Here is a 13,686-nt window from a genome sequence, read left to right as displayed (position 1 = left end):
CTCAGCCCCGCGAGCGCAGCCGGGTGTTCGGCAGCGGCGGGGCAGGCAGCGGATCGGGCTCGCCGTCGGGGTAGGGCCCGAAGCGCGGCGGATCGTCCGGGCTCAGGCCCGCGGCGGCCAGGATCTCCTCGGACGGGGCATCCTCGAAGGCGAGCTCGTGCTGGTAGATCGCCCGGTAGGCCGCGACCTCGTCGTGCGTGCGGCCGATGAAGTTCCACCACATGACGATCTCCTCACCCAGCGGCTCCCCGCCCAGCAGGATGAGGCGCACGGGCTCGGCGTCGTCGTCGACCTCCAGCCGGAGGCTCTCCCGACCCGGGCCGATGTACGCCAGGTGCTCGGCCTCCACCGCGACGCCGTCCACCGACAACGAGCCGGAGTCCAGGTAGACGCCGTGCTCGAATCCCGCCTGGACGTCGAGCTCCAGCACGGCGCCGGGCTCGAGCAGGATCTCCGCGCCCAGCAGCGGAGGCGTGGAGGTCTCCACCTGGACGTCGTCGCCGGCCAGCTCCCCGATGAAGACGCGGATCTGCGAGCCGTCGCCGCACACGGGCTGCGGAACGTGATGGATGAAATCGTGCTCCATGTGCCGCGTGGACTCGGGCAGCGCGTACCAGAGCTGCACGCCGTGCAGGACCGACGTGTCCGCGGTGGAGATCTCCTGGTGGGTGATCCCGCCACCGGCCACCATGAGGTTCAGCTCGCCGGGACGCACCACGGCGCGATTGCCCGCCGAGTCCAGGTGGTCGATCTGGCCCATGAACAGCCACGAGACCGTCGCCAGGCCGGTGTGCGGGTGGCGGGGCACGTCCATGCCTCCGGTCTGGGCGACGTCGTCGGGACCGTAGCAGTCCAGGAAGCACCAGGCGCCGATCAGCGAGCGCTTGCGCTGCGGCAGCACGCGGCGCACGTCCATGGCGCGCGGCCCGCCCAGCGGGACCACGCGCGGCGGCAGGATCTGGATCTCGTACCCTGGCTCGGCGGTGCAGAGGGTCTCCAGCGGGACGGGCTCCACGTTGCTCATGGAGACATTCCAGCACAGTTCACGTGATGCGTCACGGACTGCGGGGTGCGCCGACAACGGCTCAGCCCCGCAGCGCCTCCGGGTGCTCGCGCAGCCAGCCCTGGACGTACCAGCACGTGGCCTGCGGCTCGATTCCCTCGGCCACGGTCTCGGCGATCGCCCAGGAGACCAGCCGATCGGCCACGCCGCGGCCGCGATGGCTGGGCTGGGTAAGGGTGTGGTCGAAGATCCGCTGGGAGCGACCGTCGGTCTCGTACGGGGTGTAGTGGGCCTCGCCGACGACGCGACCGCCGTCGAGCGCCTGGAAGGCGTGCGCGGCGGTGTCGTGGCGCAGCTCGAGATCGGCGGTGGGCGAGGGCGGCAGTGCATCGGTCATGTCCGTGCAACGCGCGGCGACGCCGGTTTGTGCCGCCGCGACGGCCACCGGAGACTGGAGGTTCGGAAAGCTCGGGAGCGGAGGGGTCATGGTCGCGTGGCTGGAGCGGCATCAGGTGCCTCTGTACCTGGCGACCATGGTCCTCGGGGCCGCGCTGGGCCTGGTCTTCCCCGCCGCGACCGCCGCCTGGGAGCTGGCCGTGCCGCCGCTGATCGCGGTGCTGCTGTGGAGCACGTTCCTGGGGATCCCGCTGACCCAGCTGGGCGACGGACTGCGCGACCGCCGCTTCCTGCTGGTGCTGCTGGGGCTGAACTTCCTGGTGGTCCCGGTGGTCGCGTGGCTGCTGACCCGCCCGCTGACCGGGCATCCCGAGCTCGTGCTGGGGATCCTGGTGGTGCTGCTGGTGCCGTGCATCGACTGGGTCATCGTGTTCGCCGGGCTGGCCGGAGGTGACCGCGCCCGCCTCACCGCCGCGGCCCCGCTGCTGATGCTGGCGCAGATGCTCCTGCTGGGCCCGCTGCTGTGGCTGCTGGCCGGGTCCGACGTCCCCCTGCGGATCGAGCCCGGGCCGTTCCTCAGCGCCCTGGTGTGGATGCTGCTGGTGCCGCTGGGCGCGGCCGTCGTGGTGCAGCTCGCGGCACGCCGCGGCGACGACGCCAGGGCCTCCTGTGCTGCGCGGGGCTTCGAGAGTCTCGGCCAGGCCCTCATGGTCCCCGCGCTGATGCTGGTGCTGCTCACCGTGATCGCCTCGCAGGTCGCTGCGGTGCGCGGCCAGCTGGCCGAGATCGCGCTGTCCGTTCCGGTCTACGTGGCCTTCCTGGTGCTCATGACGGCCCTGACCGTGCTGGTCGTCCGCGCCGCTCGACTGCCGGTGGCCTCGGCGCGCGCCGCAGTCTTCAGCGCGACGGCGCGCAACTCCCTAGTGGTGCTGCCCCTGGCGGTGGCCGTCGCGGACCAGGCCCCGCTGATCCCGCTGGCCGTGGTCATGCAGACCATGGTCGAACTCGTGGGCATGGTGGTGCTCGTGCGGCTGGTTCCCCGCCTGCTGCCCTCGAGTCAGCCCGCGACCTCCTCGATCGCCGACGACGCCGCCGCGTCCCGGTAGTGCTGCGGATCGGCGGGGGCGTCGATCTCTCCCTGCTGGTCCAGGAAGTCCCCGGTGTCGATCAGGGCATCGGCCAGGGGCCCGGAGAAGAACTGCTCCTGCTGCTCGCCGGCGCGCAGGTAGCCGGTGCCGTCGATCTGGCGGCGGACGGTCTCGGTATCCGAGCCCATCTGCAGCGCCAGGATCTCGGCGGCGCGATCGGGATCGTCCTGCAGCATCTGCACCGCCCAGTCCTGCGCCCGGGTCCACTGCTCCATAGCCTCGGGATTCTCCTCGGCGAACCCGGAATCGGCTGCCGACAGGTCGAAGGTCGGCGCCCCGATCTCTGCGGCCTGGGTGCTGGAGACGAGCCGGGTGCCGCCGTCGGCCTCGAGCTCCCCGAGCGTGGGGTCCCAGATGTACGCGGCGTCGATCTCCCCCGACTGCCAGGCCCCGAGCAGGGCATCCGGGGACAGGTTGATCACGGTGACCTCGTCGGACAGGCCCTCCTGCTCCAGCAGCGCCAGGAGGCTGAAGTGGGCGGTGGAACCGAAGGGCACGCCCACGCTGCCGCCGCGCAGGTCCTCGAGGTCGGTGATGCCCTCCGCGCCGATCAGGGCCTCGGACTCGCCGATCACGTCCTGGATCCACACGACCTCCACGGGCAGGTCCAGCGGCGCGGACAGCGCCTTCACCGCCGGGGACGAGCCCACCGTCGCGATGTCCAGGGAGTCGCCGCCGAAGCCCTGCACGACTTCGGCACCCGAGGCGTACTGGGTCCAGCGGATGTCGGCGTTGGGCATGCAGGTCTCCAGCACCTGCTGATCGCGCACGATCAGGTCGCCGCTGGGCAGCAGCTGATAGCCCAGGTCGATCGTGCCGGTGACGGACTCATCGGCCTCCCAGGGGCACTCGGCGACCGCGCCGCCGTGCTCGGCATTGAGACGACGCTCGGTCTGGGCTGCGGTGCAGCCGCTGAGCAGCAGGGCCGCGACGGCGGCCAGGGACACGACGACGGAGCCCCTGCGGATGCTGGTGGTCATGGGGCGCTCCTCGTGGCTGATCATCATTCGCCGACCGTCGTGCTGCGGGACGTGCCTGCGGCGTCCCCGTAGATCGCCCCGGCGATCCGCTCCCGCAGGGCGGTGAACTCGGGGCTGGTGCGCACGGAGACGTCGTCGTGGTCCCGGCCGATCTCGACCGGCAGGTCCAGGGCGATCCGGCCCGGGCGCGGGCTCATCACGAGCACGCGGGTGCCGAGGTAGACGGCCTCGTCGATCGAGTGCGTGATGAACACGATCGTCTTGCGGTCCTGGCGCCAGATCCCGCGCAGCTCGACCTGCAGCCGCTCGCGGCTCAGGGCATCGAGTGCGCCGAACGGCTCGTCCATGAGGATGACGTCCGGGTCGTTGGCGAGCACACGGGCGATCTGGGCGCGCTGCTGCATGCCTCCCGAGAGCTCGTAGGGCTTGCGGTCCGCGAAGGACTCCAGGCCCACGAGCCGCAGCTGACGCTCGCCGATCTCCCGGCGCTCCTGCGCCGGCGCCCCGCGCAGCAGCGGGCCCAGCTCCACGTTGGCGCGCACCGACTTCCACGGCAGCAGGTTGGCCTGCTGGAACACCACGCCTCGCGCCGCCGATGGACCGGTGACCGGCTCGCCGTCGACCGCCACGACCCCGCCCGAGGGCGCGTGGAACCCGGCGATCATGTCCATCAGCGTGGACTTGCCGCAGCCGGAAGGGCCCACGATGCACACGAACTCGCCCTCCCCGATCTCCAGATCGGTGGACGCCAGCGCGTGCACGATGTCGCCGGAGTCGGTCGTGTAGTCCTTGGCGGCGGCCGTCAGCCGGATCTTGGCGGCAGCGCTCCGGTCATCCATCGGCGAGTGCTCCTGATCGGCGCGGTGCTGGGGGTCGTCGTGCCCGTTGCGGCTGGGCTGTCCGGGGGCGCTCATGCGCGGCCCTGCCACGGCGTCGCCACGCGGCCCACGGCCGCGATCAGAGCATCCAGCCCCACCGCCGCCAGGCCGATCACGATGATGCAGGCGATGGTCAGCGGCGTCTGCAGCTGCGTTCCTGAGACATAGGCCAGGCCTCCGATGCCGGGGATGCCGTTGTTCAGCTCGGCGGCGACCACCGTGGTCCAGGTGAAGCCGGTGGCGATGCGGATGCCGCCGATGACCTCGGGCAGCGCCGACGGGATGGTCACGTGGCGCAGGACCTGCCAGCGCGTCGCACCCAGCGAGCGCGCCGCGTTCACGCGGGAGACCTGCACGCCCTGGACCCCCTGCATGGTGGCCACGGCGATCGGCGGGAACGCGGCCAGGAACAGCAGCCAGATCTTGGAGGTGTCCCCGATGCCGAACCACACGATCAGCAGGCCGATGTAGCCCAGCGGCGGCAGGGCGCGCAGGAAGTGCAGGAACGGCTCGACGATCTCGCGGACCGGGCGGAACGCGCCGAGCAGCACACCCAGGGCCACGCCGACGACCGCACCGACGCCCACGCCGATCGCGATCCGGCGCAGGCTGTGCGCCAGGTGCTCCCAGAGGAAGTAGCCCTGCTCGCCGCAGGCCCATCGGGTGGCGTCATCGTCGACCGGACGGCAGGAGCTGGCCTGCACGAACGCCGACCACACAGCCCCCGGCGAGGGCAGGAACAGGGGCTGGACCAACCCGACGGCGGTGACGAGCCACCACAGCAGGACCAGCACGACCAGGCTCACCGCGGTGGTGCGAATGCGCTGGAGGCGCTCACGCCGTCGTCGTCGCTGCGGACGACGGGGGCTGTCCGTCTCGTCGGGCGTCTCCGACGACGGCGGGGTCGTCTCGGTGGCCTGGAGGGACATGGGGCATCCGATCTGGGGAAGGCGGAGAAGCTCTCGGAGTCCGAAACCTACCGAATCTGTGGGGATTTCCCCCGGTCGGGCGTCATGTCGTCACACAGTGCCCAGCCTGGGGATGAGCGTCTGTCAACTATTCCTACGGATCGAGTCGCATTTCCCGGACGCGCGCCTCAGGGGACGTAGATTCGAGCCGACGGCAAGCATCCCACGGCTCGAGAGAAGGCTTCCTGCGCGATGAGCGTGACTCTGAACTGGTTCCTGCCCACCAACGGCGACGGCCGCTCCGTGGTCGACCGACCGCACTCGAACGACCGCGCAGTGACGACGCCTCGCGAGCCGAGCCTCGACTACCTGGCACAGGTGGCTCGCGCGGCGGAGGCCAACGGTTTCCACGCGGTGCTCACCCCCACCGGGTCCTGGTGCGAGGACGCCTGGATCGCCACGGCCGCGCTGATCGGAGCCACCTCCAAGCTGAAGTTCCTGGTGGCCTTCCGCCCCGGCACGATCACCCCCACCCTGGCCGCCCAGATGGCCGTGACCTACCAGAAGATCTCGGGTGGGCGGCTGATGTTCAACATCGTCACCGGCGGGGAGTCGGCCGAGCAGCAGCGCTTCGGCGACTGGCTCGGTCACGATCAGCGCTACGAGCGCACCGATGAGTTCATGGAGATCGTCTCGTCGATCTGGGCCCAGGGCGGTGTCGACTTCGACGGCGCCCACTACAAGACGCGCGACGCCCGGGCCTTCGAGCAGCCTGCTGTTGTGCCGCCGCTGTACTTCGGCGGAAACTCGGAGGCCGCGCTGCCCGTGGCCGCGCGCCGGGCGGATGTGCATCTGACCTGGGGCGAGGTCCCGGAGAAGGTCGGTGCACGGATCGAGCGGCTGCGCGAGCTGGCGGCCGCAGAGGGCCGGACCCTGGAGTTCGGCGTGCGCGCCCACGTGATCACCCGGGATCGCTCCGAGGACGCCTGGGCCGTGGCGCAGCGCTTCCTGGAGCAGATGGATCCGGAGGAGGTGAAGGCCTCGCAGAAGCATCTGGCCGCGTCCGAGTCCACGGCGCAGAAGGGGATGACCGAGCTGCACGGCGACACCGTCCCGGACAGAGCCCGCGACTTGGAGGTCCACCCCGGGCTCTGGGCGGGCGTCGGCCTGCTGCGCGGCGGCGCCGGCACGGCTTTCGTGGGCAGCCACGAGGAGGTCGCCGATCTGATCGAGCAGTACCACGCGGTGGGCGTGGAGCACTTCATCCTCTCGGGCTACCCGCATCTGGAGGAGGCGTACTGGGTGGGCGAGGGCCTGCGCCCGGAGCTGGCCCGTCGGGGCGTCCTGGCCCCGGACCCCTCCTGACCCTCCCCTCCCTCCGCCGAGTGGATACCCAGTTGCGCTGTTCGCCCATTCTGCGCAACTGGGCATCCACTCGGCCCAGGAAGGTCAGGGGGAGAAGAAGAAGCGCACCAGGTGGAAGAAGACCGGAGCGGCGAAGACCAGCGAGTCGAAGCGATCCATGATCCCGCCGTGGCCCGGGATCACCGCGCCGAAGTCCTTCACGCCGCGATCCCGCTTGATCGACGACATCACCAGACCTCCCGCGAAGCCCATCACGCAGCTGACCAGCGCCAGCAGCGCCGCCTGCCACGGCGCGAACGGGGTCGCCCACCACAGCGCAGCTCCCAGCGCCGTGGCGGAGAGGACTCCACCGATCAGCCCCTCCCACGTCTTGTTCGGGCTCACCGACGGCGCCACCGGGTGCTTGCCCAGCGTCTTGCCCCAGACGTACTGCAGGACGTCGGAGCCCTGGACCACGATCACCAGGAACAGCATCAGTGCCGCCCCCTGCCAGCCGCCCGAGCCGGGTGCCGAGCCCTCGGCAGCCGTCTTCCCCTCCGCGAGAGCCACCGGCAGCTGCAGCAGCGCCGGGACGTAGGAGACCGCGTACACGCAGACCATCAGGGCCCACTGCAGCGAGGCGGCGCGGGACAGGAAGTGCTCCGTGCGCCCCTGCAGCGCCGCGACCGCGGGCAGGAACAGGAACGCGTAGACCGGAATGAAGATCGCCGCCATCCCATACCAGTGCTCCCACAGGAACCAGTAGTGCAGCGGGGTGATGATCCCCAGCCAGATCAGCGCCGTGCGGTCATGGCGTCGATCCGGCAGCAGGGCGGCGAACTCGCGTAGCGCCAGCAGGGACAGCACCGCGAACAGCAGCAGCGTCACGGTCTCCCCGAGCAGCAGCGCAGCCCCCAGGACGCCGATCATGTACCACCAGGCCCAGGTCCGCTGCCGCAGCTCCGTGCTGAAGCCCTCCTTGGACGCCGGCAGCCGGGCGGAGATCGCGAGCACGGCGATCGAGGCCAGGACCAGGACGACGACGGCGCCCAGCAGCAGCCACGCAGCCGCCCCGCCGATCATGCCGACCCGCTCGGGCAGCCAGCCCGCACCGAGCATCCCCGAAGGCATCATGGCGATCCCCATGCCGCTCAGCACTCCTGTCCACCGGGCGCGGCGCCGGGCACGCCCTCGGCCCCTGCGGCCCTGGTCCGCAGATCACTGCCGATCAGCTGCAGCCGGATCACGACGGTGGCCAGCGAGCCGAGTGCGATCACACCCAGCACGACGCCCAGCACCGTGCCCCGCGGAAGGCCCATCGGGACGAGCAGCGCCGGCTCCAGCAGCGAGAGCAGGCAGCCGAGCATCAGCAGCCACATGCGCCGCGGCTTGGCCATGGGCCCGTCGAAGTGATTCGACAGCCCCTGCGCGGCTCCGAGGGAGCGGACGTAGGCGGTCAGCACCGCCAGCGAGGCGGCGACCCAGCCGATCGTGATCCCTCCGTGGATCGAAGCGGCCGCATAGCCGGCCCCCGCCAGGAAGAGCAGATCGGCGAGCCGATCGGGGACCTCGTTGTAGAGGTCGCCGACCGGGGACTGCTTGCCGTCCTCGACGGCGACCATGCCGTCGAGCATGTTGAGCAGCAGACGCAGCGGGGCCATGAGCGCGGCGATGATCAGCAGCGCCGCCCGCACCCCGTCGTCGTGGAGGTAGACCGCCCACCCCGAGCCCACGAGGGCCGCGCACCCGATCGCGGCCACGACGACGGAAGCCGAGGAGATCATGTTCGGCGTGATCCCCGTGCGCCCGACGGCCGCTGCCACTGCCCGCGCCCAGGACGTGCTGCGCTGCGGGATCTCGCGGCGCATGGTCCGCTCCCCGGTGACCGCTGACCCCGCAGACTCGCTCCGGGTGCTCCGGTCGTCGCGCGGTTCCTGCGAAGACGTGCTCACTGCGCCTCCTGAGCCGAGATCCCGCGGTGCAGCCGCGAGTGTTTGCCATCATGAATGCATGGCTCGTCATGTGATCTGACCACCCGTGAGCCCGGATGTCCAGCCCTGCATCCCCGTCGCGAGCCCCAGCTGGCAAGCTGCGGACATGACCGAGCCATCGCAGAAGCGCCGCAGGGCCCGTCGCGCGCTGCTCCAGCACGGGGTCGCCTTCACCTGGGGATTCGCGGAAGCCACGGTCTTCTTCGTCGTCCCGGATGCCTGGACCTCCGCCGTGGGGCTGCGCCGCCCCGGTCGGGCGCAGGCCCTGACCCTCACAGCCACAGCCGGGGCCGTTCTCGGCGGGGCCGTGGTCCACCGCTGGTCGGCGCGCACGGATCCCGCTCGCTCCGCGACCCTGGCGGCGCGGATCCCCGCCATCAGCTCCACGATGGTCGCCAAGGTCGATGCCCAGATGGGCACCCGGGGCTTCTCCGCGCTGATGATCGGGCCGTTCACCGGCACCCCGTACAAGCTCTACGCCCGCTCGGCCGCAGCGCAGGGCATGTCCCTCAGCGGGCTCGTTCTCTGGACTCTCCCCGCCCGGCTAGCGCGCTTCGTGCCGGTCACCGGCGCGATCTCCGGAATCGCGGTCCTGTCCCGGCGCTGCGGGCTCAGCGCCCCGGATCGCGGCCTCCCGCGGCTGCTGGGGGTCTCGCCGCGCACTGTCGAGCTGGCGATCTTCCTCCTGGGCTGGACCGCGTTCTACACGTGGTTCTTCCGCTCGGTGGGCCGCGAATCCTCTGCTTCCTCCCCCCAGCGGCTCGACGGCGGGGCCGCCTGATGCTGCCTCAGCCACGCCTCACCGGCCTGACGGTCCGCCCGCTCGAAGCCAACGAGGCCCCGGCCATCCTGCGGGAGGCCGCCCTGGGCAATTTCAACTGGCAGGGTCCGCGCTTCGAGCCCGCAGAGATCGATCGTCGCCCCGAGTTCGCGCACTACACGCGTCTGAAGCTCGAGCGCGGGGACTTCGGTGTGGTCGCCATGCCGATCGCGACCCTGCCGACCTACGAATGGGCAGGAGCGGCCTGGGCGCTTCATCTGCCGGAGCAGGATCCGGGGTACGGCTTCGTGGCGGAGGGCATCCCGGAGGTCTCGATCCATGTGCTGCCGCAGTGGCGCAATCGACGCGTGGGCCGGATGCTGCTGCACGAGCTGCACGAGGAGGCCCGTCGGCGCGGGCTGAGCGCGCTGTCGCTGAGCGTGGAGTCGGGCAACCCCGCGCGTCAGCTCTACGAGTCCATGGGCTACCGCGAGGCCCCGACGGCCGCCGAGGGCACCATGCTGCTCGAGCTCTGAGCCCCGGGTGCGTGGTTAAGCCGGTTCGTCCCACCTCCCCCGCGCCGAGTGGATACCCAGTTGCGCTATCGGGGCGAACAGCGCAATTGAGCATCCACTCGGCGCGGGGTCAGGGGGTCAGCGTGGCGTAGACGACGTAGTTGTCGTCCCACAGCCCGGTCTCGGGGTCGTAGCCGTCGCAGGTGATCAGGCGCAGCTGGGAGTCGTCGGTGTTGCCGTAGACCTTGTCCGTGGCGAAGTCGTCCTTGGGGTAGGCCTCGCCGTAGTCGACCGCGAAGGTTGCGGTGGAGCCGTCCTCGCGCTCGATCTGGATCTCATCGCCGGGCTGCAGATCGCGCAGGCCCGCGAACACGCCGTCGCTGCCGTCTTCCTCGTTGACGTGGCCCAGCAGGATCGACGGCCCGAGCTCACCCGGGGTCGGTGACTTGTCGTACCAGGAGGCCGGCGAGTCAGGGTCTGTGGGCGGGACCTCGAGCGAGCCGTTGTCCCGCAGCCCCAGGTGCAGCAGCTCGGAGTCGGCGCCGATCGCCGGGATCCGCACGGCCGTGGGGGCGGATTCGGGCATGACGGCGGGGTCCTGGCCCGACGACGACGCTGATGTTGCCGCGGAGGGCGTCGTCGAGGCGGCGGAGGCCGCCGAGGCCGAAGACTCCGGAGACCGATCGTCCTGAACCTCGCCGCCCGAACAGCCGCTCAGGAGGAGGGCGAGCCCGAGCGCGGCGATCAGCTGGCGGGGCCAGGGCGTCTTCATCGTCGTGCTCCTGTGCTGCCGGTGGGTGGTTCCATCGGACATGGTGCCGATGTTCGATACCGGGAGCCGAACCCGTGCGGATCCCGATCCCTGCATCATGCGAGACGAGAGCTCCGGCGCGGCGAGGCAGACCCGCCGCGCCGGAGCGCCGTCGAGCGGCCGGACCGGATCAGTGCTGGCGCGCGCGGCGGGCCAGCAGACCGGCGCCGGCCAGAGCAGACAGCACAGCACCGCCGGCGAGCAGACCCGTGCGGTTCGGCGACTCGGAGACGCCGGTGTCGGCACCGCCCACCGGAACCTCCTCGACCTGGGAGCCCTCCGCGGCCGAAGCGGCAGCGGCAGGGGCCTCGGCGGCCGGAGCCTCACCCGTGGGCGTCTCAGGCGCCGGAGCCGGAGCGACCGGCTCGGTCACCAGCGGGGCCTCGTGGATCACGCCGGTGAAGGCCGCGTCGTCGTCGCCATTAGTCTCACAGGCCATGCCGTCGCCGTCGATGTCCAGGTGAGGGCCCGTGAACTGCATGAACATCGGGAACGGGTAGGGCCGGCCGCTGACGGCGAAGGCGGTGTCGCAGTTCGGGTACACGTACCCGACCGGGAGGGGCGGGCCAGCGCCCTCCCACGGATCGAGCGAAGGCGCCCGTGCGGCGTCGTCGTCGCCATTGGACTCGCACATGATGCCGTCGCCGTCGGCATCGAGGATCGACGGCCAGCCCGGCTTGAGGACGTTGTCCTGGTACGGAGTGCCCACGGCATCGGCGCAGGAGACGTTGTTCTCCAGGTCGCGGGCCCAGTCGGGGATGACGATCTCCTCCGCGGCGGGTGCCGTGGCACCCGACTCGTCGACGATGCCGTCTTCGAGGGGCGCCTGGACATCCTCGGGGGAAGCCTCAGTAGGCGCAGGTGCGGGCGCGACGGCGAATGCAGCGGTCATGGTCCAAGCGGAGAGGCCGATGGTGGCGGCCAGGGCAGTGGTGGCGGTGGTCTTCTTCATGGCAGAGCTCCCGGTGTCTGGGTGGTGAACGGAAGTTCTGAGGCCCTGTCGCGGGTGCGGCGGCCCCAGTAGCTGAAGCAAACCACTGTGCGACCGCACATTCGATCACGTTTGCAAAACAATCGCTATGTGACGCTCACGATTCGATAACAGACGCAAACGCATGGAGCCACCCCGCGTCGCGGACGAAGAACGGGCGGCCCTGTGCGCTGCGCAGCGCACGGGACCGCCTGTCCTCACCCCTGTCGAGTGGTCAGTCAGTTGCGCTGTTCGCATGGTCAGCGCAACTGAGTATCCACTCGGCAATGGGGAAGAGGGTCAGACCAGGACGACCTGCGCGATCAGGTTGTCGAGCGCGCGGACGTCGATCCCGCCGCGCAGGTTGAGCTTGAAGATCCCGGCGCGGGTGTTCAGCGTCAGCTCCGAGTCCATGTCGAAGGAGCTGGCGTTCTCCGAGGCCCACGAGACGATCTGCGAGTACGGCAGCGACATGACCTGGACCTTGTTGCCCGTCATCCCCTGGACATCGCGCAGGATCAGCCGCTTGTTGGTGAACACGGAGCCGTCGCGGAACGTGGCGAAGGCGCAGACGGGCTGCTCCCCCTGGATCAGGAGGGGAAAGATGTCCTGAGGGATCTGGATCTCCCGCATGAACGTGAACTCGGGCACCGAACATCTCCTCGCGCGTCTGAGCCGGCCCCGGCAGTGGGACTCTGGGCGTCCTCATCGTCTCATGCAAGGGTGACCTATGCTCCGGATGTTTCGGATGCATCCCCGCATCGAGATTCGCCTCTCAGCCCCGCCAGCGCTGCAGCGCCCGCCCGAGCCGCTCGACGCCCTCGTCGATGACCTCCGGCGGGTTCGTCACGTAGGACAGCCGCATGGTCGTGCGGTCCGGGTCGTGGGCGAAGAACGACGCCCCGGGCACGAACGCGACGCCCTCCTGCACGGCCATGGGCAGCAGCGCGGTGGTGTCGATCCCGTTGCCGAGGGTGGCCCACAGGAACATGCCGCCCTCCGGACGGGTGAGGGTGGCGCCCTCCGGGAGGATCGACGGCAGCGTTGCGGCCATCGCGTCGCGGCGCCCCCGGTACAGCGCAGCGACCTCGGCCACGTGGGCGTCGACGTCGTAGTGCTCCAGGTAGCGGGCCACGGCCAGCTGATCCACGACCGAGGAGTGCAGGCCCATGGCCTCCTTGGCGATCGACAGCGTGTTCATGATGGGGCCCTCGCCGCGGATCCAGCCCACGCGGATGCCCGGGGACATGATCTTGGACATCGAGTTCAGCAGCAGCGTCTGCCGCGCCATCCCGGGCAGCGCGGCGATCTGCGGGGCCGTCTCGCCCTCGAAGCGCAGCTCGCCGTACGGGTCGTCCTCGACCAGCGGGGCCCCGGTGCGCAGCAGGACCTCGGCGATCTCACGACGGCGCTGAGCTGGCATGGACACGCCCGACGGGTTCTGGAACGTGGGGATCAGGTAGACGAAGCGCGGGTCGTGCTCGCGGATCAGCTCCTCGAGCGCCTCTGGCTGGGCGCCGTCGTCGTCGGAGGGGATCCCGATCAGCCGCGCGCCGGAGGAGGCGAAGGCCTGGACCGCGGCCAGGTATGTGGGCCGCTCGACGAGCACGACGTCCCCGGGGCGCAGCATCGCGTGGCCCGCCAGGTAGATGGCCTCCTGCGAGCCCGTGGTGATCTGGATCTGATCCGCGGTCGTGGGCAGCGTGCGCGACACGCGGCGGGCCGCCTGCTCGCGCAGCTCCGGCTCCCCCGGGGTCGACGAGTACTGCAGGGCCTTGGCGCCCCGGTTCGCGAAGACCCAGTCGAAGCACTCCCGGACGTCGTCGATCTCGAAGGACTCGGCGGCTGGAGCACCCCCGGCGAACGAGATGACGCCGGGGACGGAGAGCACATCGAGCAGATCGCGCACGGCGGTCGAGGTCATGCCGTCATAGACGGGCGAGACGGGGAATCCGGTGAAGGGGGAGGACTGATCGGTCATG

At 70.7% G+C, this 13,686-nt stretch carries 15 protein-coding genes; 4 read left to right on the top strand and 11 right to left on the bottom strand.

The window, feature by feature from the left end:
• Window position 1: 1 nt before the first annotated feature.
• Both FFS25_RS08090 and FFS25_RS08085 read right to left on the bottom strand, forming a co-directional pair.
• A complete protein-coding gene (locus tag FFS25_RS08090; protein WP_137802503.1) occupies window positions 2–1,024 on the bottom strand; it encodes a pirin family protein in 1,023 nt (340 codons plus the stop codon).
• A gap of 61 nt (window positions 1,025–1,085) precedes the next feature.
• Window positions 1,086–1,400 (bottom strand): GNAT family N-acetyltransferase, encoded by a 315-nt coding sequence (locus tag FFS25_RS08085; RefSeq protein WP_006214612.1) that lies wholly within the window; start codon window positions 1,398–1,400, stop codon window positions 1,086–1,088.
• Between the two features lie 88 nt (window positions 1,401–1,488).
• On the opposite strand from FFS25_RS08085, the gene FFS25_RS08080 reads away from it, so the two are divergent.
• A complete protein-coding gene (locus tag FFS25_RS08080) occupies window positions 1,489–2,505 on the top strand; it encodes an arsenic resistance protein (RefSeq protein ID WP_137802501.1) in 1,017 nt (338 codons plus the stop codon).
• Here the strand turns inward: FFS25_RS08080 and FFS25_RS08075 are convergent.
• From FFS25_RS08075 to FFS25_RS08065, 3 genes are read right to left on the bottom strand one after another with little or no spacing between them, the layout of a single operon-like run.
• Entirely contained in the window at window positions 2,457–3,527 is a 1,071-nt protein-coding gene (locus FFS25_RS08075) for a taurine ABC transporter substrate-binding protein (RefSeq protein WP_171004140.1), read from the bottom strand. The genes FFS25_RS08080 and FFS25_RS08075 overlap by 49 nt on opposite strands.
• 23 nt (window positions 3,528–3,550) lie before the next feature.
• On the bottom strand, window positions 3,551–4,441 hold the full coding sequence (locus tag FFS25_RS08070; RefSeq protein ID WP_249933823.1) for an ABC transporter ATP-binding protein: 891 nt from the start codon (window positions 4,439–4,441) through the stop codon (window positions 3,551–3,553).
• Entirely contained in the window at window positions 4,438–5,334 is an 897-nt protein-coding gene (locus tag FFS25_RS08065; RefSeq protein WP_024289409.1) for an ABC transporter permease, read from the bottom strand. The genes FFS25_RS08070 and FFS25_RS08065 overlap by 4 nt, the downstream gene beginning before the upstream one ends.
• A 231-nt stretch (window positions 5,335–5,565) precedes the next feature.
• On the opposite strand from FFS25_RS08065, the gene FFS25_RS08060 reads away from it, so the two are divergent.
• Entirely contained in the window at window positions 5,566–6,678 is a 1,113-nt protein-coding gene (locus tag FFS25_RS08060; RefSeq protein ID WP_137802499.1) for an LLM class flavin-dependent oxidoreductase, read from the top strand.
• Between the two features lie 84 nt (window positions 6,679–6,762).
• On the opposite strand, the gene FFS25_RS08055 is transcribed toward FFS25_RS08060, so the two are convergent.
• Together FFS25_RS08055 and FFS25_RS08050 are read right to left on the bottom strand one after the other, a co-directional pair.
• Window positions 6,763–7,803 carry a phosphatidate cytidylyltransferase gene (locus FFS25_RS08055; protein WP_137802498.1) on the bottom strand — a complete coding sequence of 347 codons (1,041 nt, stop codon included), beginning with the start codon at window positions 7,801–7,803 and terminating at the stop codon, window positions 6,763–6,765.
• Window positions 7,804–7,808: 5 nt separating this feature from the next.
• Entirely contained in the window at window positions 7,809–8,609 is an 801-nt protein-coding gene (locus tag FFS25_RS08050) for a CDP-alcohol phosphatidyltransferase family protein (protein ID WP_137802497.1), read from the bottom strand.
• Window positions 8,610–8,754: 145 nt separating this feature from the next.
• Between FFS25_RS08050 and FFS25_RS08045 the strand changes: the two genes are divergently transcribed.
• Both FFS25_RS08045 and FFS25_RS08040 read left to right on the top strand, forming a co-directional pair.
• A complete protein-coding gene (locus FFS25_RS08045) occupies window positions 8,755–9,429 on the top strand; it encodes a hypothetical protein (protein WP_137802496.1) in 675 nt (224 codons plus the stop codon).
• A complete protein-coding gene (locus tag FFS25_RS08040) occupies window positions 9,429–9,944 on the top strand; it encodes a GNAT family N-acetyltransferase (protein WP_137802495.1) in 516 nt (171 codons plus the stop codon). Before FFS25_RS08045 ends, FFS25_RS08040 begins: the two co-directional genes overlap by 1 nt.
• A 109-nt stretch (window positions 9,945–10,053) precedes the next feature.
• On the opposite strand, the gene FFS25_RS08035 is transcribed toward FFS25_RS08040, so the two are convergent.
• The 4 genes from FFS25_RS08035 to FFS25_RS08020 form a co-directional block, all read right to left on the bottom strand.
• Window positions 10,054–10,695: a class F sortase gene (locus FFS25_RS08035; RefSeq protein ID WP_137802494.1), complete on the bottom strand. Its 642-nt coding sequence runs from the start codon at window positions 10,693–10,695 to the stop codon at window positions 10,054–10,056.
• 169 nt (window positions 10,696–10,864) lie between these two features.
• Window positions 10,865–11,686, bottom strand: coding sequence for an excalibur calcium-binding domain-containing protein (locus tag FFS25_RS08030; RefSeq protein WP_137802493.1), 822 nt, complete (start codon window positions 11,684–11,686; stop codon window positions 10,865–10,867).
• 318 nt (window positions 11,687–12,004) lie between these two features.
• Entirely contained in the window at window positions 12,005–12,355 is a 351-nt protein-coding gene (locus FFS25_RS08025; RefSeq protein ID WP_231861284.1) for a PH domain-containing protein, read from the bottom strand.
• A 124-nt stretch (window positions 12,356–12,479) separates the two neighbouring features.
• A complete protein-coding gene (locus FFS25_RS08020; RefSeq protein ID WP_137802492.1) occupies window positions 12,480–13,685 on the bottom strand; it encodes an aminotransferase-like domain-containing protein in 1,206 nt (401 codons plus the stop codon).
• Window position 13,686 lies beyond the last annotated feature (1 nt).

This window comes from Kocuria sp. 2SI, from assembly GCF_005502825.1.
In the GTDB taxonomy this organism is placed as follows: Bacteria; Actinomycetota; Actinomycetes; order Actinomycetales; family Micrococcaceae; genus Kocuria; species Kocuria palustris.
This window is presented reverse-complemented; position numbering and strand designations above follow the sequence as displayed.